This window comes from Microbulbifer maximicatervae (SeqCode) (assembly GCF_052467825.1).
Map to the genome: position 1 here is coordinate 1,397,230 of NZ_CP174327.1, position 24,137 is coordinate 1,421,366.

Annotated in this window: 18 protein-coding genes; 8 read left to right on the forward strand and 10 right to left on the reverse strand. The window is 51.6% G+C overall.

What is annotated here, in order from left to right:
- Nucleotides 1-83: 83 nt before the first annotated feature.
- From mnmG to rpmH, 6 genes are all read right to left on the reverse strand, one after another.
- A complete protein-coding gene (gene mnmG, locus ACJJII_RS06265; RefSeq protein ID WP_444918641.1) occupies nt 84-1,973 on the reverse strand; it encodes a tRNA uridine-5-carboxymethylaminomethyl(34) synthesis enzyme MnmG in 1,890 nt (629 codons plus the stop codon).
- Between the two features lie 866 nt (nt 1,974-2,839).
- Nucleotides 2,840-4,216 (reverse strand): tRNA uridine-5-carboxymethylaminomethyl(34) synthesis GTPase MnmE, encoded by a 1,377-nt coding sequence (gene mnmE, locus ACJJII_RS06270; protein WP_444918642.1) that lies wholly within the window; start codon nt 4,214-4,216, stop codon nt 2,840-2,842.
- 79 nt (nt 4,217-4,295) lie between these two features.
- A complete protein-coding gene (yidC, locus tag ACJJII_RS06275) occupies nt 4,296-5,966 on the reverse strand; it encodes a membrane protein insertase YidC (RefSeq protein WP_444918643.1) in 1,671 nt (556 codons plus the stop codon).
- Nucleotides 5,967-5,974: 8 nt separating this feature from the next.
- A complete protein-coding gene (gene yidD / locus ACJJII_RS06280) occupies nt 5,975-6,208 on the reverse strand; it encodes a membrane protein insertion efficiency factor YidD (protein WP_108735100.1) in 234 nt (77 codons plus the stop codon).
- Nucleotides 6,205-6,591: a ribonuclease P protein component gene (gene rnpA, locus ACJJII_RS06285; RefSeq protein ID WP_413663877.1), complete on the reverse strand. Its 387-nt coding sequence runs from the start codon at nt 6,589-6,591 to the stop codon at nt 6,205-6,207. Before rnpA ends, yidD begins: the two co-directional genes overlap by 4 nt.
- A gap of 29 nt (nt 6,592-6,620) precedes the next feature.
- The gene (rpmH, locus tag ACJJII_RS06290) at nt 6,621-6,755 is read right to left on the reverse strand and encodes a 50S ribosomal protein L34 (protein WP_020413885.1); all 135 of its coding nucleotides are present in this window, start codon (nt 6,753-6,755) and stop codon (nt 6,621-6,623) included.
- 511 nt (nt 6,756-7,266) lie between these two features.
- Between rpmH and dnaA the strand changes: the two genes are divergently transcribed.
- The 5 genes from dnaA (at nt 7,267) to ACJJII_RS06315 (ending at nt 15,792) form a co-directional block, all read left to right on the forward strand.
- Nucleotides 7,267-8,898 carry a chromosomal replication initiator protein DnaA gene (gene dnaA, locus ACJJII_RS06295; protein ID WP_444918644.1) on the forward strand — a complete coding sequence of 544 codons (1,632 nt, stop codon included), beginning with the start codon at nt 7,267-7,269 and terminating at the stop codon, nt 8,896-8,898.
- A gap of 33 nt (nt 8,899-8,931) precedes the next feature.
- Nucleotides 8,932-10,038 (forward strand): DNA polymerase III subunit beta, encoded by a 1,107-nt coding sequence (gene dnaN, locus ACJJII_RS06300; RefSeq protein ID WP_444895604.1) that lies wholly within the window; start codon nt 8,932-8,934, stop codon nt 10,036-10,038.
- Nucleotides 10,039-10,155: 117 nt separating this feature from the next.
- A complete protein-coding gene (recF, locus tag ACJJII_RS06305) occupies nt 10,156-11,262 on the forward strand; it encodes a DNA replication/repair protein RecF (RefSeq protein WP_444918645.1) in 1,107 nt (368 codons plus the stop codon).
- An 18-nt stretch (nt 11,263-11,280) separates the two neighbouring features.
- On the forward strand, nt 11,281-13,701 hold the full coding sequence (gene gyrB, locus ACJJII_RS06310; protein ID WP_444918646.1) for a DNA topoisomerase (ATP-hydrolyzing) subunit B: 2,421 nt from the start codon (nt 11,281-11,283) through the stop codon (nt 13,699-13,701).
- Between the two features lie 309 nt (nt 13,702-14,010).
- Nucleotides 14,011-15,792, forward strand: a complete 1,782-nt coding sequence (locus ACJJII_RS06315; RefSeq protein ID WP_444918647.1) for a hypothetical protein — start codon at nt 14,011-14,013, stop codon at nt 15,790-15,792.
- A 259-nt stretch (nt 15,793-16,051) separates the two neighbouring features.
- Here ACJJII_RS06315 and ACJJII_RS06320 read toward each other — a convergent pair whose 3' ends face one another.
- A complete protein-coding gene (locus ACJJII_RS06320) occupies nt 16,052-16,945 on the reverse strand; it encodes a LysR family transcriptional regulator (RefSeq protein WP_413663881.1) in 894 nt (297 codons plus the stop codon).
- Between the two features lie 96 nt (nt 16,946-17,041).
- On the opposite strand from ACJJII_RS06320, the gene ACJJII_RS06325 reads away from it, so the two are divergent.
- Nucleotides 17,042-17,548, forward strand: a complete 507-nt coding sequence (locus tag ACJJII_RS06325; RefSeq protein ID WP_282930559.1) for an SRPBCC family protein — start codon at nt 17,042-17,044, stop codon at nt 17,546-17,548.
- Between the two features lie 221 nt (nt 17,549-17,769).
- Here ACJJII_RS06325 and ACJJII_RS06330 read toward each other — a convergent pair whose 3' ends face one another.
- Complete coding sequence (locus ACJJII_RS06330) at nt 17,770-18,450, reverse strand: phosphoadenosine phosphosulfate reductase domain-containing protein (RefSeq protein ID WP_444918648.1); 681 nt, start codon at nt 18,448-18,450, stop codon at nt 17,770-17,772.
- 139 nt (nt 18,451-18,589) lie between these two features.
- The gene (locus ACJJII_RS06335; protein WP_444918649.1) at nt 18,590-19,036 is read right to left on the reverse strand and encodes a GNAT family N-acetyltransferase; all 447 of its coding nucleotides are present in this window, start codon (nt 19,034-19,036) and stop codon (nt 18,590-18,592) included.
- 230 nt (nt 19,037-19,266) lie between these two features.
- On the opposite strand from ACJJII_RS06335, the gene ACJJII_RS06340 reads away from it, so the two are divergent.
- The gene (locus tag ACJJII_RS06340; RefSeq protein ID WP_444918650.1) at nt 19,267-21,447 is read left to right on the forward strand and encodes a TonB-dependent receptor family protein; all 2,181 of its coding nucleotides are present in this window, start codon (nt 19,267-19,269) and stop codon (nt 21,445-21,447) included.
- A gap of 71 nt (nt 21,448-21,518) precedes the next feature.
- Here the strand turns inward: ACJJII_RS06340 and ACJJII_RS06345 are convergent, their stop codons facing one another.
- Nucleotides 21,519-22,709 carry a class I SAM-dependent rRNA methyltransferase gene (locus ACJJII_RS06345; RefSeq protein ID WP_444918651.1) on the reverse strand — a complete coding sequence of 397 codons (1,191 nt, stop codon included), beginning with the start codon at nt 22,707-22,709 and terminating at the stop codon, nt 21,519-21,521.
- Between the two features lie 269 nt (nt 22,710-22,978).
- Here ACJJII_RS06345 and ACJJII_RS06350 point away from each other — a divergent pair, with 269 nt between their 5' ends.
- The gene (locus tag ACJJII_RS06350; RefSeq protein WP_444918652.1) at nt 22,979-23,974 is read left to right on the forward strand and encodes a GlxA family transcriptional regulator; all 996 of its coding nucleotides are present in this window, start codon (nt 22,979-22,981) and stop codon (nt 23,972-23,974) included.
- Nucleotides 23,975-24,137: the final 163 nt, after the last annotated feature.

Consider the following 24,137-nt stretch of genomic DNA (forward strand, 5'->3'; position numbering starts at 1 on the left):
AGTGAGAAATGGGTCTATCCCCCAGTAGTCCCGCGAAACTCAAACCCCGCAGGGCCTCGCGGGATACCCTGTGGAAAACCGATTTATACCGCTTTTTTGCGCTTCAGCAGCCCGCGCTTTTTCAACTGGATCAGCAGCAGGGATATGGATGCGGGCGTCACACCCGGAATCCGCGAGGCCCGCGCCAGGGTATCCGGGCGGGTCTCTCCCAGTTTTTGCTTGACCTCATTGGACAGACCAGAAATATCGCTGTAGTCGAAGTCCGCCGGGATCGGGGTATCTTCGTAGGCCTGCAAACGCTCAATTTCCTCGCGCTGGCGATCGATATAACCGGCGTACTTGGCCGAAATTTCCACCTGTTCGGCAACCTGCTCGTCGGTTACCGCTTCCCCTTTGAGGCCCGCCACATCCTGATAGCCCAGTTCCGGACGGCGCAGCAGGTCCATCAGGCTGTATTCCCGCGCCAATGGCTGCGGCAGTTTGGTTTCTACAGAGGCGGCCTGGGGCGTCTTTGGGTGCACCCAGGTATCTTGTAGTCGCTGGGTCTCCCGAGCGATCGCCTCGCGCTTTTCACTGAACGCTGCCCAGCGGGTATCGTCGACCAGGCCCAATTCGCGACCTTTTTCGGTCAGGCGCAGGTCAGCATTGTCCTCACGGAGCAGCAAGCGATATTCCGCGCGGCTGGTAAACATTCGGTAGGGCTCTTTAGTGCCGCTGGTGATCAAATCATCCACAAGCACGCCCAGGTAGGCTTCATCCCGACGCGGGGACCAGGCTTCGCGCTCCTGGGCCTGTAGGGCGGCATTGGCGCCAGCCAGGAGTCCCTGGGCAGCCGCTTCCTCGTAGCCGGTGGTGCCATTGATCTGGCCGGCAAAGTAGAGCCCCTGGATAAATTTGGTTTGCAGGGACGGCAAAAGGTCGCGCGGGTCGAAGAAATCGTACTCAATTGCATAGCCAGGGCGGGTGATATGCGCCTTTTCAAAGCCTTTGATGGAGTGCACCAGCTCAATCTGTACATCGAAGGGCAGGCTGGTGGAAATACCATTGGGGTACAGCTCGTTGGTGGTCAACCCTTCAGGCTCGATAAACACCTGGTGGCTGTCTTTGTCCGCAAAACGGTGCACCTTGTCCTCGATGGAAGGACAGTAGCGCGGGCCAATCCCCTCAATCACGCCGGAATACATGGGCGAGCGATCGAGCCCCCCCTGGATAACTTCGTGGGTGCGGGCATTGGTGTGGGTAATCCAGCAGCAGACCTGGCGCGGGTGTTGATCGCGGCTACCCAAATAAGACATTACCGGTGTGGGGCTATCTCCCCACTGTTCCTCCAGCTCGCTGAAATCTACTGAGCGGGCATCAATACGGGGAGGGGTACCGGTTTTGAGGCGATCAACGCGGAAAGGCAACTCGCGCAGACGATCTGCAAGGGCGATCGAGGGCGGGTCTCCAGCGCGGCCGCCGGCATGGTTATCCAAGCCAATGTGTATACGCCCACCGAGGAAAGTCCCTGCGGTCAGTACCACTGTCTTGGCGCGAAAGCGCACCCCCGCATTGGTGACAACGCCCACAACCCGTTCACCTTCGACAATCAGGTCATCCGCCGCTTGTTGGAAGATCTCCAGGTTTTCCTGTGCTTCCAGGATTGAACGGATAGCGGCGCGATACAGGGCTCTATCGGCCTGGGCACGAGTTGCCCTTACTGCGGGGCCTTTGCGGGCATTGAGGACCCGGAACTGAATTCCGCCCAGGTCTGTTGCCGTTGCCATAGCGCCACCGAGGGCATCGACTTCCTTCACGAGATGACTCTTGCCGATACCGCCGATCGCCGGGTTGCAGGACATTTGTCCAAGGGTCTCGATATTGTGGGTCAGCAGCAGAGTGGAAGCTCCCATACGTGCCGCTGCCAGTGAGGCTTCGGTACCTGCGTGGCCTCCGCCGATCACGATCACATCATAGGTCTTAGGGAATTCCATAGTGGGTGCTACTGGTTACAACTGGGGGCGCACATTTTATAGGCAGTAGGTATGAGTCAGCAATTGGCTACAAGCATATTCCTGCACTCTAGTTGGTAGACCCTTGTAAAGCTGTAAAAACGGAGACTATCCAGTTCCCTGCATATCGAGCTCTTTTTCTAAGGAAATCATTTTTTTCGACTCTCTTAAGTTTATATAAATGAATAAATGTATTTCTTAGAGAGAGGTTTTTGATTTAGTTGTTTTTATTAGTGCCCGGCAAATCATGTATAAGCAAAAAAAAATCTTATAAATCAATAGGATACATTAATGAAAACATGGGCAATAACCCCTTGGCTGAAGGGGGGGCAACCCCGGTAGACGATTGTGGAAAGCCGGGACAACTTTGCGCGCCTCGTGCTGGCGGGAAAGTTATCATCATAGCATTCGTTGCTTACGCAGGTGTTTATCCCCTTTTTTACTCACACCTGGCAATTTCAGGTTTTAGCTTGTGCGTAGAGGGTGATAAGACTTGGGGGTTAATTGTGCGTAAGAGTGAATATTGTATAAGTCTGTGAGTTTTGTTGCTGTATCTATGTGATTTATAGGTGATTGAAGCAAGTGAAAAGATATCCACGGGAAATCCCCGTGGACATGTATAACTCGATCGGCGCCATATCTTATTTTGCAGAGTTTTTTGCCAGATTTTTTCGCGAATCTATTTAATAAGATCGGGAAAAATTGGGGATTTAATTTACCCGCCCTGAAAGTCGGGGTTAAGCCTGTGTAAAAGAAGTGAGAAATATGTTGGGAAGCTGGAAGGAGAGAAGCGAGGGAGGATAAAGTAGCCTCCCCCTTGGGATAACTTGGAAGTTGGGATGGAGCGTTTACTTACCGATACAAAAACTGCCGAAGATCTTGCCGAGTAATTCATCGGCACTGACGGTGCCTGTAATTTCTCCCAGAGCCTGCTGGGCTTGGCGTAAGTCTTCGGCGAGCAGTTCGCCTGCACCGCTAGTGTGAAGTTGCCGCTGGCCCTGATGTATAAAAGCTTGTGCCCGGCCCAGTGCGTCCAGGTGTCGGCGCCTGGCACTGAATGTTCCCTCTCCAGCGCCGCTGAAACCAATACTCTGTTTTAAATGCTCTTTTAACGCATCGAGCCCGGCACCTGTTTTTGCACTGATGGCAATCACTGGCACGCCTTCAGTGTGTGCCTGAAGTCCAGCGCTGTAGTCGGTGAGGTCAATCTTATTCAGTACTAATGTCAGTTTGTTGAGATCTCTCAGCTGACTGGTAAATTCTGGCCAAACTTGTGTGGGGTCCAGGGAGTGGAGCTGCTCTGCATCCATGACAAGTAGTACCCTATCTGCGCCGTGGATTTCCTCCCAGGCGCGTTCGATACCAATTTGCTCGACTCTATCCGGGGCATCTCTTAATCCCGCAGTATCGGCAAACTGGAGGGGCATACCGTCGATATGAATATGTTCACGCAGGATATCCCGAGTGGTACCGGCGATATCGGTGACAATAGCGGCGTCGTGTCCGGCCAGTGTGTTGAGCAGGCTGGATTTCCCTGCATTAGGGCGGCCTGCGATAGCAACTCGCATTCCCTCGCGCATTATCGCGCCCTGACGCGCCTGGGTTTCCACACCCACCATTTGTGCCAGTAAGGTTTCTATATCAGCTGCCACTTTGCCATCGGCGAGGAAGTCAATTTCCTCTTCGGGGAAATCAATGGCGGCCTCCACGTAGATACGCAGGTGGGTGAGGTTTTCCACCAGGTCTTCGATTTTCTCGGAAAACGCGCCCTGTAGTGAACGCATGGCATTACGCGCTGCCTGGGCACTGCCGGCGTCGATTAAATCGGCGATCGCTTCGGCCTGAGTTAAATCCATTTTGTCGTTGAGGAAAGCCCTCTCGGAAAATTCTCCGGGTCGGGCTTGTCGAGCGCCCAACTCGATAGTTGCTTGAAGTAACTGATCGAGAATCACTGGGCCGCCGTGTCCCTGGAGTTCCACCACATCCTCCCCGGTAAAGGAGTTGGGGGCGGGGAAAAAGAGTGCCAATCCCTGATCGATTAACTGCTCTTTGTGGGTAAAGTTCCGGTAGTGGGCAGAACGGGGCTGGAGGGAATTTTCCCCGCAGATTTGTTGGGCAATTTGCAGGGCTCTTGCGCCCGACAGTCGGATAACGCCGATGCCGCCGCGCCCGGGCGCGGTGGCAACAGCGGCAATAGTGTCGCGATTGAGGCTTTCTTGTGTCATCGGCTGAGTTTACTCGACAGAACGGAAAAGGGCCGCATTAGCGGCCCTTGTTTATTGTGTTGCTGCAGATCGGTACTGGTTAGTACTTACCGGCATCCACCTGTTTATTGATATACCAGGTTTGCGCAATGGTAATCAGGTTGTTGGCGATCCAGTACAGAACCAGACCCGCTGGGAACCACAGGAAGAACACTGTCATCATTACCGGCATCAGCTGCATGATGCGGGCTTGGGTTGGATCGGTGGGAGCCGGGTTAAGCTTTTGCATAAACCACATAGACAGGCCCATCAGTACCGGCAGGATAAAGTAGGGGTCCTTCGCTGACAGATCGTGAATCCAGAAGATCCAGGGCGCGTGGCGCAGCTCAACGGTTTCGGTGAGCATCCAGTAGAGCGCGATAAATACCGGCATCTGCAACAGGATCGGCAGGCAGCCACCCATCGGATTGATCTTCTCGCGGCGGTAGAGCTTCATGGTCTCTTCCGCCAGCTTTTGCCGGTTATCCTTGTACTGTTCCTGCAGCTTTTTCATCTGCGGCGCAAACTTGCGCATACGCGCCATGGATTTGGTGCCAGCGGCGGACAGAGGCAAAAGCAGCGTCTTGATAAATACGGTGAGCAGGATAATCGCCCAGCCCCAGTTGCTGACAATATGTTCCTGGATAAAGTGCAGAACACCGAACAGCGGTTTGGCGATCCACCAGAGCCAGCCGTAATCGACGGTCAGGTCGAGGCCGGGAGAGATTTCTTCCAGACGGTAGACATCTTTGGGGCCAGCGTAGAAAGAAGCGCTCAGCTCGCCTTGGGTGGCAGCGGGGATTTGCACTTGAGGTGCGGTAAAACCCATGCGGAAGAGGCCGTTGGATAGCTCCTTCAATTCAAAAGTATTGCGCTCGTCCTGGGGGGGAATCCAGGCACTGATAAAGTAGTGCTGAACCATAGCTACCCAACCACCTTCGATGGTTTCGCGGGTGGGGCTTTCAGCAATCTCCTCGAAGTCCTGCTTGAAGTAGTTCTTTTCGTTGGTGCGGATGGCAGCGCCGAGGAAAGGCGACATACCGAAACCGGTGTCGGTTGCGGGTTCACTGGCATCGCGCTTAATCTGACCAAACATGGCCGCGGACCAGGGTTTGTCACTGGTGTTATCCACCAGGTAGGCCACTTGGATCAGGTAGTCTCCACGCTTGAAGGTGAAGCGCTTGGTGATATTGGCGCCTTCCTGTTGCAGAGTCAGGTCTACTATCAGGGTATCGTCGCCCTCAACCATCGCATATTCGGTTTTTGCCACCTTGAAAACCGGGCGGCCAGCGGCGCTGTCGGTCCCGTTTTTACCGATAAGACCACTCTGGGCAATATAAGTATGGTTGCGGGTCTGGTTCAACAGGATCAGGGGTTGGTCCGGGGTATCCAACTTCTCTTGCTGTTTGCGCAGCGCCACTTTGACGATATCGCCGCCACGAGGATTGATGAGCAGATCAAAAACGTCGGTGGTGACACTGATCAGCTTGCTCTCAGTACTGCTGCCTTCATTGGATGCGGGCACCTGGGAGCGAAGTTGGGGAACATCACTGTCGCCGGTGCTTGCGGGTGTTTCGGGGGGTATTTGGCTGACAGTCTCGCCGCCAGTCTGCACGACGGTTTCGCGGTCGAGTTCAGGAGTGTGTTGCTCTTGAAATGCGTTCCACTGGAAGATAAGTGCCAGGAGAACCGCGAGAATTCCGCCGAGCAGCGTATAGCGTTGCCAATCCATCTTATTACCTAGAGCGTGTTCTTGTGTCTGGTGGGGGGAACCGGGTCCAATCCACCAGGGTGCCAGGGGTGGCATTTTATAAGGCGGCGCAGAGTTAAATAACCCCCTTTTATCGCTCCATGAGTTTCAATGGCCTCTTCAGAGTACCGGGAGCAGGTGGGGTAGAAGCGACATTGGTTGCCTACCCAGGGGCTGGCCAGGTAGCGGTATACATGGATCAGCTTGATCAGTATCCACTTCATGGTCGGGGTTGCGGCTGTCGAGCCCGCTTGGCCAGTTTACGCCAGAGTTTATTCAGTAGTTTCGCCAACTCGGCCTTATCCAGATCTGCGACCCCAGGGCGCGCGAGCACCACGGCATCCAGCGGCGGCAAATCGTATTGCTGCAGACGGAAGGTTTCCCGGGTTATACGCTTGATTTGGTTGCGGTCGGAGGCGTTGCGTACATGCTTTTTAGCAATAACGAGACCGAGACGCGGGTGTTCCAAGGAGTTTGGACGGGCGAGGATCAACAGATGAGGGTGTGCGGCGCGCACCTGGTTTTCATTGAATACCAAGCGATACTGCGCCGCATTGAGCAGGCGCAGCGTCTTGGCAAATCCGAAGCTGCTGCGCACCTGCTGCATAAAGAGATATCTCTAAAAGGGAAGAGATCTTATGCAGACAGTACTTTGCGGCCTTTAGCGCGACGGCGGGCCAGAATCTTACGGCCGTTTTTGGTTGCCATGCGAGCGCGGAAACCGTGAGTGCGCTTGCGCTTCAAGTTGCTTGGTTGAAATGTGCGTTTCATAGTCTTGCTACCTGAGACTTTGTGTTCAAAATTTCTCGGGACCTTTCCCGGCCGCGGCCTGGACTCCGGTCCGGCACAAAGCCGGTGCAGACGGAGCTACGCGCTGCGAAGGCCGCGGATTGTATAGAAAGCCAGCAGCGAAAGCAACGCGCTAATCAGGGAAATTCTTTTTATTGGTGCGCGAGTTTACTGTAATTTTTTACGCCAACTAGACAAGTCGTTGAGTCATCAGGGGTATCTCTGAATGCCCACTGATTGACCCCAAGATACCCACAGCCTCCTGTGGATAACTTTCGAAGGGTTTCCACCTCAATTGTCTAATTGTTGTGCAAATCCTTGATTGTGTGGATCTTTTTGCGCAGTTTTTTCAACAGATGCAGTCTTTCTTGTGGATAACCTAAAGGTGGAAAGGTATACTGCGCCGATCTTATTTGATGGCCCCGGGTGATTCCTAATCCGGCCTTGCCGTCTCTCCTTGGTCTTACCATTTTGGGGTTTTTTGGGGGGTTTCTTGACTGAATCCGTATGGAAGCAGTGCGCGAGCTGTTTACAGGACGAGCTGCCGTCTCAGCAGTTCAATACCTGGATCAGACCGTTGCGCGTCAATCCCGTCAGTGCGGAGGGCGAGTTGCGCCTGATCGCACCGAACCGCTTTGTGCTGGACTGGGTTGGCAATAAATTCCTGAACCGCATTCGCGAGTTGGTGCAACAGTTTGCACCGGGACGCCCTCTGCAAGTGGCGCTCGAGATTACCGCTCGCCGGCCGGCTCGCTTCCAGCGCGGCCATGTAACAAATAATGCCCCTCCGACACCGGTACCGACACCCGCGCCATCGGCGCCAATTCCGCCACCACCTCCAGTCCAGCCGGCAGTAGTACCGCCACAGGTATCTGTACCACCTGTTGCCACTGCGCCACCTCCGGTGACTTCACCGCTGGGGTCTGGGTTTGGTGCCAGCAGGCCGGTGCCTCATCCCGCGATGGCTGAGGAGGTTACTGCCGAGCAAATGACGACAGGCGAACTGGCCCTGACAGATCTGCGACCAACGGCTATGAATGGTATGGCTCGCCCCGTACCGGAGCAGCCGGCCAGGCAGGTTGAGGTGGAGGGGGCCATCAAGCACGGTAGCTCACTCAATCGCAACTTTACTTTCAAATCCTTTGTTGAAGGTAAGTCCAACCAGCTGGGCCTCGCTGCGGCACAACAGATTTCTGACAATCCGGGCGGCGCCTACAATCCCCTCTTTATATATGGGGGCGTGGGTCTGGGGAAAACTCACTTGATGCACGCGGTTGGCAACGCACTGCTGGAGCGCAACCCCAATGCTAAGGTGGTGTATTTGCACTCCGAGCGCTTTGTTGCAGATATGGTGAAAGCGCTACAGCTGAATGCCATCAGCGACTTTAAGCGCTATTACCGGTCTGTTGACGCCCTTTTGATTGATGATATCCAGTTTTTTGCCGGTAAGGAGCGCTCTCAGGAGGAGTTTTTCCATACCTTCAATGCCCTGCTGGAGGGTGGTCAGCAGATTATCCTAACCTGTGATCGCTATCCGAAAGAGATCGACGGCTTGGAAGAGCGCTTGAAATCCCGCTTTGGCTGGGGATTAACGGTGGCTGTAGAGCCTCCAGAGCTCGAGACCCGGGTAGCTATTTTGATGAAGAAGGCCGAGCAGGTGGGTGTGGATTTACCTCACGACTCCGCTTTCTTTATTGCGCAGCGTATTCGCTCCAATGTGCGGGAGCTCGAGGGTGCACTGCGCCGCGTAATTGCCAATTCGCAATTTACCGGCCGCGCTATTGACGATGTCCTTGTGCGCGAAGCACTAAAAGACCTGTTGGCCCTACAGGATCGACTGGTCAGTGTGGATAATATCCAGCGGGTTGTCGCTGAATATTACAAAATTAAGGTGGCGGATTTGCTCTCCAAGCGGCGCAGTCGCTCGGTGGCCCGTCCCCGCCAAGTCGCTATGTCCCTGGCCAAGGAGCTGACCAATCACAGCTTGCCGGAGATCGGCGATGCCTTCGGTGGTCGCGACCACACAACAGTACTGCATGCCTGCCGCAAAATACGTGAGTTGCAGGAGTCCGACGCGGATATTCGCGAGGACGTTAAGTTGCTGACACGGTCGCTGACCACTTAATCGAATAACTGACAAAACAAGGCGAAACTACCGATGAAATTCAATGTGAGCCGGGACGCCCTTCTGAAGCCGTTACAACTGGTGGCCGGTGTTGTTGAGAAACGCCAAACACTGCCAGTCCTGGCCAATGTGTTGATGCAGTTACAGGGCCAGGAACTCTCCCTGACCGGTACTGACCTGGAAGTGGAAATTGTCGGCCGTCTCGGTGTAGACGGTGTAGAAATGGAAGGTGAGGTGACCGTTCCCGCACGCAAGCTGCTGGATATCTGTCGCTCTCTGCCCGATGGTGCTGAACTAAAGTTTGAGCGCGATGGTGAGCGCCTGATACTGCGCAGTGGCCGCAGCCGTTTTCAGCTGTCGACTCTGCCCGCAGCGGACTTCCCGAATCAGGAAGAGGCCAGTGCACAGACCCGTTTCGATATCTCCCAGCGCGAGATCCGCCGCCTGATAGAAGCCACTAGTTTTGCTATGGCTCAGCAGGATGTGCGCTATTACCTGAATGGTTTACTGCTTGAATGCCGCCCGCAGCAGCTGCGCGCGGTTGCGACTGATGGCCACCGCTTGGCGCTTTGCGATCGCGATGCCCCCGGCCTGGATGTCTCCACGCCTATCCAGGCTATTGTGCCGCGCAAAGGCGTACTCGAGCTGGGTCGTTTGCTTGAGGACAGCGATGCACAGGCACAGGTGGTGCTGGGTAACAACCATATTCGTGTGGTTAGTGGTCAGTTTACTTTCACCTCTAAATTGGTAGACGGCAAATTCCCTGACTATGAGCGCGTGTTGCCGCGAGGCGCGGGCAATGTGGTCTATGCAGATCGCCAGGGGTTGCGCCAGGCCTTCTCCCGAGCGGCGATTCTCTCCAACGAGAAATACCGCGGGGTGCGTCTTCAGGTTTCTGAGGGGCTGCTGCAGATTGTTGCCAACAACCCGGAGCAAGAAGAGGCGGAAGAGCAGATGATGGTGGATTACGTGGGTGAGCCAATGGAGATTGGTTTTAACGTTTCCTATCTGCTGGACGTCACTGGTGCTATTCACAGTGACCAGATCCGTATCAGTCTGGCGGATGCCAACAGCAGTGCTCTGCTGCAGCAACCTGAAGAAGGTGATGCACTGTACGTGATTATGCCTATGCGCCTGTAAGGCAGCCCACCCATTGCTCTTTTCTGAATGGATTGAGGCTACCTCCCAGCTCGGTGGGGTAGCCGATAAACAAACCGATGCCTGTGCATCGCGCTCTTCACTCTGGGGGAGGTGTCTGTGGCGCTGACCCGTCTTCTCTTATCTAATTTTCGAAATATCTGCTCTGCCGATCTCAAACTGGGGCCTGGCGTTAATGTGTTTTGTGGTGCGAATGGCAGTGGCAAGACTTCACTGTTAGAGGCGGTACATATGCTGGCAACCGGTCGTTCCTTTCGCTCTCGCCTGCATAAGTCGGTTATTCAGCATGATACTGGTGGGCTTACGGTTTTTGCCCAGCTCGATACAGGTTTTAACTTGGGGGTAGAGCGCCTCGCAGATGGCTCGGGCAGAATCAGGGTAAACCAGGCTCCAGCGGAATCCAGCTCACAGCTTGCTAGTTGCCTGCCCCTTCAACTGATAAACAGTGAAAGTTTTTCTGCACTTGATGGTGGCCCCGGCGTTCGGCGTCGGTTACTGGATTGGACAGTGTTCCACGTGGAACATTTATTTGCCCAAGAGTGGAAAAATTATCAAATCGCACTGCGGCAGCGAAATGCTCTCCTGCGTCGTGGTAAAATCGATGAGGCCAGCATCGGCGTATGGGAAGAGCAGTTGGCCCTTAGTGGCGAGCGTGTAAACGATCTGCGATTAGCTCAGTTTTCTCAATTGCAGACCGCTGTTTCGCAACTTCTCGGTGAGTTACCACAGAGCCTGTTGAGCCGTGTCGATATGAGTTACCGTCGTGGCTGGCGTAAAGAAGTTGACCTGCGTAGCGCTCTATCTGAATCACGGGAATCAGATGTTTCACAGGGGCATACGCGTATTGGTCCCCATAGGGCGGATATTCGTTTTACCGTAGCCGGTGAGTCGGCCCACAATATCCTATCTCGAGGCCAACAGAAGATGTTGGTGTGTGCAGTGCGCACGGCCATGGCGGAGGTAGTCTGCAGGCAGGGGGATATGCCAGTATTCCTGGTAGATGACTTGCCGGCAGAGCTGGATGACAGTAACCAACAGATTTTTGCGCATTGGGTTGGGCGTTGTGCCAGCCAGGTGCTTGTAACCGGAATTGATGAGGGCACTACAAGCCGCCCTTGGCGGCAACTAGATGCCCCTTGGAATTGCCCGAAAGTGTTCCACGTGGAACATGGGAAGATCAGTGCCGAAGCTTCGGCCGCACAATAAGTTTAATGGAGCGAATAAATGTCAGAGCAGCAAAGCTATGACTCAAGCAGTATCAAGGTATTAAAAGGCCTGGATGCGGTGCGCAAGCGCCCCGGAATGTATATTGGTGATACCGACGATGGCACCGGTCTGCACCACATGGTATTCGAGGTGGTCGACAACTCCATCGATGAAGCGCTGGCTGGCCACTGTGATGAGATCCGTGTAACCATTCACCCGGATGAGTCCATTTCCGTATCGGACAATGGCCGTGGTATCCCGACAGAGATTCACCCGGAAGAAGGGGTTTCTGCAGCAGAAGTGATTATGACCGTCCTTCACGCGGGCGGTAAATTTGATGACAACACCTACAAGGTCTCCGGCGGTCTGCACGGGGTAGGGGTATCGGTGGTAAACGCTCTGTCCAAGGAGCTTAAGCTGACTATCCGTCGCGGTGGCAAGATCCACGAGCAGACCTACCACCACGGTGTGCCCCAGGCACCCCTGGAAGTTGTGGGTGACAGCGATACCACCGGCACTACGGTGCACTTCAAACCCTCAGAGGGTACCTTCAGCAATATCGAATTCCATTTCGACGTGCTGGCCAAGCGCCTGCGCGAGCTGTCCTTCCTGAACTCCGGTGTGCGTATTGTCCTGAAGGATGAGCGCAGCGGTAAGGAAGAGGTCTATGAATACGAAGGTGGTTTGAGTGCCTTTGTGGAGTTCCTCAACCAGAACAAAACCCCGATTAACAAGGTTCTACACTTCCAGAGCCAGCGTGAAGACGGCATTGCTGTAGAGGTGGCATTACAGTGGAACGATAGCTTCCAGGAAAGCATCTTTTGCTACACCAACAATATTCCCCAGCGCGACGGCGGTACCCACCTGGCGGGCTTTCGTGCAGCCCTGACCCGTGGCCTGAACAGCTATATCGAGCGGGAAGGCCTGGGCAAGAAAGACAAGGTGAACACCACTGGCGATGACGCCAGGGAAGGTCTCACCGCGATTATCTCTGTGAAGGTTCCGGACCCGAAATTCTCCTCCCAGACCAAAGACAAGCTGGTTTCATCCGAAGTGAAGCCGGCAGTAGAGCAGGAGATGGGCCACCACTTCACAGACTACCTGATGGAGAACCCACAGGAAGCCAAATCTGTCGTCACCAAGATGATCGACGCGGCCAAAGCCCGTGAGGCGGCCCGCAAGGCCCGTGAAATGACTCGCCGCAAGGGTGCGTTGGATATTGCCGGCCTGCCCGGAAAACTGGCGGATTGCCAGCAAAAAGATCCGGCACTATCTGAAATTTACCTGGTGGAGGGTGACTCTGCCGGTGGTTCTGCCAAGCAGGGACGCGATCGCCGCACCCAGGCGATCCTGCCGTTGAAAGGTAAGATCCTCAATGTGGAAAAAGCGCGCTTCGACAAAATGCTCTCCAGTGCCGAAGTGGGTACCCTGATTACCGCACTGGGCTGTGGCATCGGCAAGAGCGAGTTCAACCCGGACAAACTGCGTTACCACAGCATCATCATCATGACCGATGCTGACGTGGATGGAGCCCATATACGTACCCTGTTGCTCACCTTCTTCTTCCGTCAGATGCCGGAGCTGATCGAGCGGGGTCACATCTACATCGCCCAGCCGCCGCTGTATAAGATCTCCAAGGGTAAACAGGAACAGTACCTGAAGGATGAGGGCGCTCTGACCCAGTTCCTCACCAACGCCGCCCTGGAAGGCGCCACTTTGTTTGTGAACCCGGATGCCCCTGGGCTTTCTGGTGCCTCCCTGGAAAGCCTGGTAGGCGAGTACCGCAGCGTACTGGCGACAATCGACCGCCTGTCGCGTCTGTACCCCGAGGAAGTGCTGCGCAGCATGATCTACCTGCCCAGCTTGTCTCAGGAAGACCTCCAGTCCCAGGAGAAAGTTGCAGCTTGGAGTGAGAAGCTCCAGGAGAAACTTGGTGACGAAGAAAGTGGTGGAACCCGTCGTCACGAAGTGACGGTTCAGGAAAACACCGAGCGCGGCCTATTCCTGCCCCATATCCATATCGTGGCCCACGGTGTTGGCAGTGACTACCTGATTAACCACGAGTTCTTCGATTCCGCTGAGTACGCATCTATCTGCGCTCTGGGTGAGAAAATGGTGGGTCTGTTGGAAGAGGGTGCCTTTATCCAGCGCGGCGAGAAGCAGCACCCTGTTGGCAGCTTCCCCGAAGTGATGGACTGGCTGATGGGCGAGAGTCGCAGAGGCTACGGTATTCAGCGCTATAAAGGACTGGGGGAAATGAACCCGGAGCAGCTTTGGGAAACCACCATGGACCCGGAGAGCCGCCGTATGCTGCAGGTAACCGTTGAAGATGCCATTGCCGCGGACCAAATCTTTACAACTCTGATGGGCGATCAGGTAGAGCCACGCCGTGACTTTATCGAGACCAACGCCTTGGCAGTAGAAAACCTCGACGTCTAATTGCCATTTTTCCGAAAATCCCACAGTAGTTCCTCTTTTGGGGAGTTACTGTGGATATTTTTTTCGCTTAGAAATAACTTGCGATAAAGCAGATCTTTTTTCCCCTATCAAAAGCGTCACGCCGATCGGGTAGCTCTCCTTCCTTTAAAGCCCGAAATTGCTGACAAACAGTTAAAGTAAACAGTAAAATTTTTAGTAAATTCTGGCCAAGCAATAATTTTGTTGTATTTTTAAAAAGAAAAAATTATAGGTAACATTCCTACTTATCTTTTTCTACGAAAAAATAAAATTAAACGGACCATAAGACTTATGGGGAACCTAATCTCTTCTATCCTCGGCGATGCTCGTCGTTTTATAGCCACCAGTGGTGTGATCGCACTAGCTTTATACGGTTGCACAAGCACGCAGAAATTAGTGAATTCCGAATGGTATGAGATTGAAACCGAGCATTTTCGTATCGTTACCAATGACAACCCCAAGCAAGTTGAAAAGCTGGCAGTAGACTTAGAACGATTTCGAGTTTTTGCAAAACGATATATCAAGTATTCAGCAGATCAACAGAAGTTGACGAAATATGCCCTGGATGATCGGCTCAGCTTTAAAGGAGTTAGCGGTAGCGATTCGTCTGGAACTATCATTGGACAATTCCATAATACTGCGTATGGGAGTTTTGCATTATTAAACCTAAACGGAAATCGTATCCTACCTGACAATCCGGCCCGTCAGACGTTGTTTCATGAATATACGCATTTTTTGACCTACAGCGGAAGCCAACACCTCTACCCCTACTGGTTTAGTGAAGGTATTGCTGAAGTATTTTCCACGGTAGATTTTGATGAAAATAAAAAATACAGCTTTGGGAAAATACCGGTTGATCGAGCGATTAGCCTTAATCGAGCGAGAGAGTTGTCTCTGGATAAACTCCTTTCAGCCACACCTGGCTCTCTGAATGTAATAGATACCGAGGCACTTTATGCCTGTGGATGGATGTTAGCTCACTGGATGATTTTTGATACGGATAGAAATAAAGCCTTAAATAACTATTTGGAGGCTTTCAATGCTGGCAGCGATCCAATTGCGAGTCTACCTGAAGCTCTGGGAATAACTTTTGAAGAGCTCAATGAGCAGTATAAGGAATTACCGAAAAGTCATTTCAATTATTATGAGGGAAAGTTTTCCGATAATGGTGTTGTTAAGTCCCCCACCGTTAACCAGATGGAAAGTAGTACCGCAGTCGCAGAAATGGCGTACTTTATGGCAATTTCAGAGCAGGGATCCGAGGTACTAGAGAGATATATTGCCTATGCAGATAAAAAACAGGCTTCTAGCCCATCGTTAAAATCAGCACTGGCTATTGCTTTGACAGGTGAAGGAAATTATTCCCGCGCTGAGGAAGTCTTGGACTCTATTCCGGCGCAGTACCACGGAGAAACCTGGTATCTTGAAGCCCAGGCAAAAAATGATTTATCGGCAGCCTTGGCGGAGGAGGGACGCCCCAATCTCAGAAATATGAAAGGTATCCGGGATAAATATGTTCAATTGGTAAATACCAATGAGGAAGTACCGGCGTACTGGCATGAACTGGCGATCACAATGCAAGTTTTGGGGTATCCCCGCCAGAAGTATACGGAAATACTAGAGCAGGCGTATTTACGCGCACCGAGAGAAACAGGAATCGCTTGGTGGTATGTGCTGGAGCTTTACCTGGACCGAGATAAAGATCTCTTCGCAAAAGTCTCTCAACCGTTATTCATGCAAATTGCAGAAGAGGGCTCGCGGGCATGGTTGCAGTCAATGCTGGATGAGTTGGAGGTGGAGGAGGGTTTGGAGTTTGAGCTTGAGAGCGATGGTTTGGGCCAATTAATGTCAACTTACAGGAAGTACTCAGGAAACAAAGCCTTGGCAATGGCTGTGGATTATCGTGGCGCATTTGTGGCAGGTTTTAACGAAGATGGTGGAAGCACTCAAGCTGAGGCGAACCGAAGTGCTCTTCAGGCCTGTGAAGAACAGCGAAAGCAGCACCAGATAAAGGACCGCTGTGAACTCTACGCGGAAGGTGAAGTATTGATGAATTCAACTACAAAGATGTAGCTATCCAGTAGAAGTTAGGCAAGGCGCAAAGTAAGCTGTAACAGAGCTTACTTTGCGACAATATTAAGCTTGGTGATGAGAGTGGATGAACCGATTACCCCATTACCCCATTACCAAGTATCCACTCTGACAATCAGCTCCCAGAAAATTGGGTATTGGTCGGCAAAAATTATGGCCAAAAAGCGTGTAAATCAGTATTGAGTTATCACTAAAGTCACAATACATCCCATCACTTTTAGAAAAATATCAGTCGATGCAGTTAAGCCTTGCCTATTAACTTATCATTCAGGCGGCTAAACAACTTCACGATAAACTCTCTAAAAACCTTAAAACGCATGACATTGCGGTGCTCTGGGTTGGAGACTAGCCACAGTTCATGCAGGCTGGATGGAGCTGCCCCAGGGACCCGAACGACTCCTTCAGCACCATCTGCAAGAAAGCAGGGCAGCCTGGCTAGCCCCAGTCCACTCTTAACTGCCTCTAGCTGTATCAAACCGTGATTAATCTGGTGCTGATAAGGCATCTGTGGATAGGGCGTGTCTTTGGCCCAATTCAATGTGGCGTCATCGCCACTCCAGCCGAGCCAGTGGCCATCGTCAGGTACAGATTTCTCGATATACCCCGGAGAACCGTAACAGCAACTGGGTAGGTCGGCGAGCTTGCGAGCAACAAGTCGATCCGAAACATCGACGTCGCCTTTGGGGAGAATACGAAGTGCTATGTCGGCTTGGTGACTTTCCAAATCGAGAACGTGGCTAGTAACCAGTAGCTGTACATTGATCTCTGGATACGTACGTGAGAAGTCATTTAGGTAGGGGATAATTAAGTGCGATGCGACTACATCCGGCATAGTGATGCGAACTTCCCCGGAGAGCTGGTTACTCCCGCCCTGTAAATGCTTCTGCGCGGCATTTAGATACTGCTCTGCCGATTGGGCGTAGTCGAGCATCGCCTTGCCATCCTCCGTCAGCTGATAGCCCTTGGAGCTGCGATAAAACAGCTTGGCCTGGAGCTTTTCCTCCAGGGCATCAATACGGCGAGAAACTGTGGAATGGCTGACTTTAAAGTCGTCAGCAACGCTGCGAGCGCTCTTACTCCTGGCTACCGCGATAAAGAACTGGATATCTCCCCAATCGATGGACTCTTTATGCAACACACTGTCCTATTTTACTGTATTCCGTTGCATATAGTGTCCAGTTAATCTGTCTCCCGTCAATAGCACTCCGTAGAGAAACTCAGGAGATCAGAGATGAAAGAAGCCCAAGTAAACCGAGAAATCGCAATTAACCGCCCAATTGATGAGGTCTGGAAAGTGCTCGCCGTTGATTTTGATACAGCTTACGAGTGGATGACGTTAATCCCTCACTCCTTCGCTAAGGAGGGAAAACCAGTTGAAAATGCGAGTGTAGAAGGCCGGGTTTGTGTGCTGACAAATAAGGGACCGTCGGGTCTTGTCGCAGATGAAACTATTACAAGGTTTGATGAGAAAAACTATGAACTGGATGTCTCGGTTGAAACCAAAAATACGCCACCGGGATTCCCCGTTAAAAAGAGTTTATCTCAATTTAAATTAAGCCCCTCTGTTGGTGGAGGCACAACAGTGAATTTCACTGCAAATATGGAGTTAAATGCTTTAGGAGGCGTGTTGAGTCCTGTGGTGAAGAAGATGACTGGCTCTCAATTTGAGCAAATGCTGAAGGACCTGAAAATTTACATGGAAAAAGGAGGTCATCTTGCAAAAGGGGCAGTTGCCTAGCCTATCGCATGATAAGTAATTTAAAGACTCTTCTGGATTTACGCGGAAGTAAATAGAAGAGTCTCCTTTTTAAGAAAATACAGCGAGTCGAGACTCGCCTTTTGTAATAGATTTTATTATTCGGTAAATACGTAAAAAGTATTTACTTTAAAAACGGCTGGGATAGAAGGTCTTGTTAACGAGATAGGCGAAGTACGCTAGTCCTCGCCGAGTAGTCCATTCTATTTTTCCAGCAGCAATCCGCACTCCCGGTGCTCCTCACCTTTAGTTGGATCAAAGTAAATATCGTTATCGGGAAGATCATTCTCGTAAACATACTCTTCCACATCGATTTCCTTGAGGTGGAACATCGGTGCCACTCGAATAGTACCGTGGTTGCCCTGGGTGAAAATATCCAGGTTTTTACGGTGCGAATTCTGATCGTGGCGGATACCGTTTAGCCATACATCCGGCTGCAATTCCTGCATAGCGCGGTTAAACGGCTCCAATTTGACGGTCCTGGAGAAGAAGTCATGCTCAGGGGTATCCAGCTGTGGGATTCCCCCGTACACAGCGTTGTAGTGGGCCGCGGACATCTTCGGTGAGTAGGTGCGCAGGTTCAAATCGAGAGATTTGACCACGTTTTCGATATGGCGATAGGTTTCCGGGGTGTTATAGCCGTGATCCACCCAAATTACCGGGATATCCGGTTTGGCGCGGGTAACCAAGTGAAGAAAAGCTATCGCCAATGGGCGGAAATTAGTAAAAACCACCGGGTTCTGAGCGTGTTCCATGGTGAACTGCATAATTTCGCTTGGCTTGGCGCTAGCGAAACGCAGGTTCATGGACTCCAGATCCGCATCGTGATGAAAGGTGCGTTCTGGAATAGGCTGTAAAGTTTGGCTGGAAGCGTTGCGTCCCATAAAAATTCAGCGCTCAGGAAAATTATGATGGGAGGCATGCTACCCGGTTCAAGAGTCGCGTAGAAACAATAAAAAGAAGTGATTCAATAAGCTTCAGTTATAAGGGAAAGCCTATTCAATGGGCATAATGCTGCAAATTTTATCTTGCAGATGCCCTCGGGCACTGCATGGAGATTGAATGCTGGCCATACTCCACGTTATAGCTGCGCTCCACCTCTACAAAACCATGCTTTTGTAGAAAGTATCGAGTGCGAAGATTCTCACGAAGTACTTCAGCCTTTAGTGGATAACGCCGGTCACGAATTGCAGAAATGAGGTTAGTGCCAATTCCACAACCGGTAAATAAAGGACTGACACAGAGATGAGTGACGATACCGTCACTAAGCAGCGTGATAAAGGCCTCCGCGACATCGTTGTTGCGACCGGTATAAACCAGGCATTGAGTGGCATTACGGCAGTCTTTACGAAATTGAGCTATACGGTCCACCCAAAACTGGCGGGGTATGGAGGGGTGAGAGTTCGCTGATGCATGTAGCCAAAGTTGCTCCAACCTGTCCAGCTCTTTGAGTTTTGCCTTTCTAATCATGGGCACACCCGAAGCGGATACGTGAGCCCAATGCTAGTCAGATCGAAGAGTAGATCCTAGAAAACATCTGCTTATAAGAAAACCTTAAAGTTGCAGGCACTCCAATGAAGTACGTGACGCTAAACAACAAAAATAAGAGTGTAAATAAAGTGTAATGGGAATGTTAAAATACAATCATTCGTATTTATAAAAACAATGACTCAAGGTTACTAATAATCCTTGGAGGGTTCATGAAGCACATTCCATTTACACCCCTGGCCTTTACGATAGCCACTCTTATTGCTGCGCCGACTTTAGCCGAGCAACAGCTGGAGAGCGTAACAGTAATCGGCGACTCCTCATCTATTTCCAAGTTGCCTGGGTCTGCACACTTGGTTGATGCTGATGAGTTAGCCGAGTTCGAGTTTGTAGATATCAATCGCATGATGCGCTCAGTTCCTGGGGTCTACATTCTTGAAGAAGATGGCTACGGATTGCGTCCGAATATCGGGATTCGCGGTGCCCAAGGGGGACGCTCCGCCAAAATTTCCTTGATGGAAGATGGAGTGTTAGTGGCTCCGGCTCCTTACTCTGCACCAGAAGCTTACTATTTCCCCAGTGCGGGCCGCATGAATGCAATTGAGGTGTTGAAAGGCCCCGGCTCTCTGCAATATGGCCCATTCACCGTGGGTGGTGCAGTCAATATGTTGAGCACACCTATTCCCACTGCCAGTGAAGGTATGGTGCAACTAGAGGCCGGAGAATTCGGTGAGACCCGCTTGCATGCTCATTATGGCGCCAGTACAGAAAATACTGGCTGGCTGTTGGAAACACAGCAGCAGTATGCAGATGGATTCAGAGAAATCGATAGTGCCGGCAGCGCAGATATTGCTAAAGAAGACTATCTGTTAAAGGGTCGTATCAGTTCCGATAGAAATGCAACTTATCGCCAGCAGTTGGACATCAAGCTGCAGTACTCCGAAGAGGAGTCTGGCATGAGTTATCTGGGCCTAACGGATGCCGACTTTAAGAAAGATCCGAACCGTCGATACGGTATCAGCGCCCTGGATGAAATGCAGAATCGCCACAGCACTATCCAGCTGAACCACAGTATCGAACTGAGTGACAGTTTTACCCTACATACCCAGGCTTACTACAACAAGTTTAAACGCGACTGGTTTAAGGTCAGCGAGGGTGACTTGATAGATGCTGTTAATACCGGCGGCAGTGTTGATGGAGTTTTAGACCCTCAAGCGGTTTTGGATGGTACTGAAGATTACACCTTCGGTGTTAAGCACAACAATCGTGAGTACGAGGCCAAGGGCCTGCAGATCAGTGCCGATTGGCGCTTTAATACTGCTTCCGTTAGTCATGAGCTGTCCTTTGGAGTGCGCCAGCATCAAGACGAAGTGGATAGATTCCAGCCTGTGGAAAACTATGAGCAGGTTGATGGCAAATTGGTGTATCTGAGCACAGATATTCCCGATACCGCTGAAGAAAGCAGCAATAACCGTGTTGAAGAAGCGGATGCAACTTCGTTCTTTATCTACGACGATATCCAGCTGAACGATAAGCTGACTCTCACTGCTGTTCTTCGCTACGAGGATATAGAGACCGAGCAGCAGCGTTATAACGACGCCGAGCGTACCGAGAAGGGCAGTTATCGCTCCAATCAGGTGGATGAATGGCTGCCAGGTTTGGGACTTGTTTACCAGGCAAGCGAACAGTGGAGCCTGCTGGCAGGTGTGCACCGTGGCTTCGCCCCTCCCGGCGCAGGTGCAGCCGATGGCCAGGGGCCGGAGTTATCCACAAACTATGAATGGGGTGCTCGCTTCGATAACGGAAGCCTGAATGCTGAATTGATCGCCTTCTACAGTGACTATGAAAATGCTGTGCAAAACTGCTCGGTGGCGGTGAAATGTCCCAATGGTGCCGAGAGTGGTACCTACCAGTTGGGTGAAGCAGAAATCAAAGGGCTGGAAGCTACGTTTGGAAGTGAGTGGGTGCTCACAAACGGTTGGATACTACCGGTGCGGGCAACCTATACCTTTACTGATGCAGAAATCAGTGAAGATAGTGACGGTAATGACCTGCTTGCGGGCGACAACCTCGAATACCTTCCAGAAAATGTCTTTGCGATATCTGCGGGTCTGGATAGCGGCGCTGCTTGGCGTTTGAACCTGACTGCAGCCTATCAGGACGAGATGTGTGTTAATACCCAATGCAACCGGGGAGATACCGACCAATTTGATTATACCGAGTCATTTTGGGTTGTAGATGCTGCTGCGCATTATGATTTCATGGCTGACCTGACCGGTTACCTGAAAGTGGATAATCTGTTGGATGAGCAGGTTATTATTAGCCGCAGCCCAGATGGCGCCCGTGCAAATCGGCCCCGCACTGCCACTTTAGGCATGAAGTATGTCTTTTGACCTGAAGTAGGCTCATCGATCTGAGAACAAGGCCCCGGTCATTACCGGGGCCTTGTGGGGTTCATGAGCACCTACTTATTGGTGTTTCCCCCTAGATGTACAAAATGAGCTTTTAGGTAGTTGGTTTCCGGAATTGCTGGATGCACAGGGTGATCGGCCCCTTGACCACCACTGGCCAGAATTGAGGCTGGGCGCCCCAAGCGGTGAGCGGCGCCACGGATACAGTCGAGAAGCTCATCAGATTGCAGATGCATAGAGCAGGAAGCGCTTACTAACAGCCCATCCTTTGCCAACAAACGCATTGCGAGTTCATTGATATGGCGATAGGCCGCCAAGCCGGCTTTATGATCTTTCCTCCGCTTAATAAAAGCGGGTGGGTCGAGCACAATCGCATCAAACCTCTCCCCCTCTGCGACCAACCCTTTGAGGACATCCAGTGCTTTACCCTGGATGGTTTTGAGCTTGTCGGCGAATCCATTGTGATCCGCATTGAGCAAACACCAGTCCAAGGCCTGCTGTGAGGCGTCTACGCACACTACCTCTGCCGCACCATTGGCCAGTGCCTGAATACCCCAACCGCCCGCGTAGGAAAACAGATCTAATACTTTTTTGCCGTTGACCCAGCGATTCAATAGCCTGCGGTTTTCCCGGTGATCGTAAAACCAACCGGTTTTCTGCCCCTGGTGTACCGGGGCCAGAAGTGGAACGCCGTTCTCCTCGAACGGGACTATCTCGGGTACATCTCCAAAGGCTACGGTGTGTACCAGCGGCATATCTTCAACTGCGCGCCCCTGATGATCATTGCGCAGCAGGATGCCTTTGGGGTTAACCATCTCCACCAACTTATCCACAATCGTTTGTTGGTAGCGCTCCATTCCCCAATTGCTGACCTGGACTACTAAATAATCCCCAAACCTGTCCACTACCAAGCCCGGAAGCCAGTCAGAGTCACCGTATACCATCCGGTAGCTGGGGTGGGAAAAGTACCGTTGGCGTTGCTCAAAGGCAGTTTGTATGCGCTCACAAACAGTATCTGTGGAAAAGTCAGAATTGCGACTGACTATTCGTCCACAAATAAGTTGGCTCGGATTTACAAAGGCTGTGCCGAGCAGCTTGCCCTGGCTATCGTGAACTTGGCACTGACTACCCGCATCAATTCCCTTTAATGGAGAGCGCTTAGTGTCCACCTCATTGCTGTAAATCCATAGGTGGCCACGCTTGAGTCGGCGCTCTGCGCCTCGATTCAGTATTAACTCCAGCAAAAGGGGATCTCCGTTGATGTGTACAAATTAGGGGCCAATTGTGCGGACAGCTAAGTGAAGGTCAAGCCTCAAGCTGATGTATGGCTCGTTCGGAGCTTTAAGAACCAATAGTCACCCGAGGGTTACTCATATCCGTCAAAGTTCATACGTCAGTGCCAGAGAAAATGACTATCAATTTGGGGTAACAGGGTGTCTAAGCTGGCTATAACTGGCAGAATCTGGCGCCTGTAAGTCATTCTTATCCCCAGCCGTTGTGGAAAACTGCCGAGATGAATAAGCACCAACAAACACAAAATGGAGCTAGGAAAGTCGCCATGGTGGTCTGCCCGGGTGCTACTAGCCTGGATATCACAGGTCCCCTAGAGGTTTTTGCCTTGGCAAATGACCAGTTGCGCAAACAAGGGCGTTCCAACCAGGATTTCTATGATATTCAGTTGGTGGGACTTGAGTCTGGCCCGGTTACGACTTCGACAGGGGTTAAGGTTTTTATAGACCTCCCGTTTCATGAAGCTGAGGGGATTCACACCCTGTTGGTGAGCGGCATGCCACCGGACTCCTGTCAGCGCGCTTGTGCCAATAGTTCTGTTCTGGAGTGGCTGGCTGAGCAGCAGAAAAAAGTTGCTCGTATTGGTTCAATCTGTAGTGGGGCCTTGATGCTCGCCAACGCAGGCATTCTCAATGGACGTCGTGCTACGACGCATTGGGCGGATGTTCCTGAGTTGCAGGGATTCCCCCAGATAGAAGTGGACGCGGATGCCATCTTTGTCCGCGACGGTAATGTTTATACGTCGGCCGGAATTACTGCTGGAATTGATTTAGCTCTATCCATGATCGAGGAGGACCATGGGAGGGGCTTGGCACTCAACCTGGCTCGAATTCTTGTTCTCTACTTAAAGAGAGATGGGGGACAGCAGCAATTTAGTGTGCGACTGGAAAATCAGATAAACAGCGATCGTTTTGCAACTTTGATTGAATGGATGTACCAGAATATCAAGAAACCTATAACGGTGGAGAGGCTGGCTCAGGAAGCGGCTATGAGCCCACGGAATTTTGCCCGAAGCTTTGTGCGAGAGCTTGGTGTAACGCCTGCTCGTTTTCTAGAGCAAATAAGAGTGGAACGAGCTTGCCAATTATTTTCCGAACAAAATCAGTCACAGGATAAAGTGGCAAAACTCTGTGGGTTTCAATCCCAAGAGCAATTGAGAAGAGCCTTTAAAAAGCACAAGGGTATTTTGCCGAGTGAATATCGAAAGCGTTTTCACTAAAAATATAGTTATTAATTACTTGCAGACAATTGTAAATATTTAATTTGGGAGATTTATATTTAGTGCAGTAAAAAGTAATTGATGTTTTAAGTCGCACATCAACTGAACTTACTCATTCATTTTTACCGAAGCTTATTTTTTAGCTTAGGAAGAATTTTCTGGA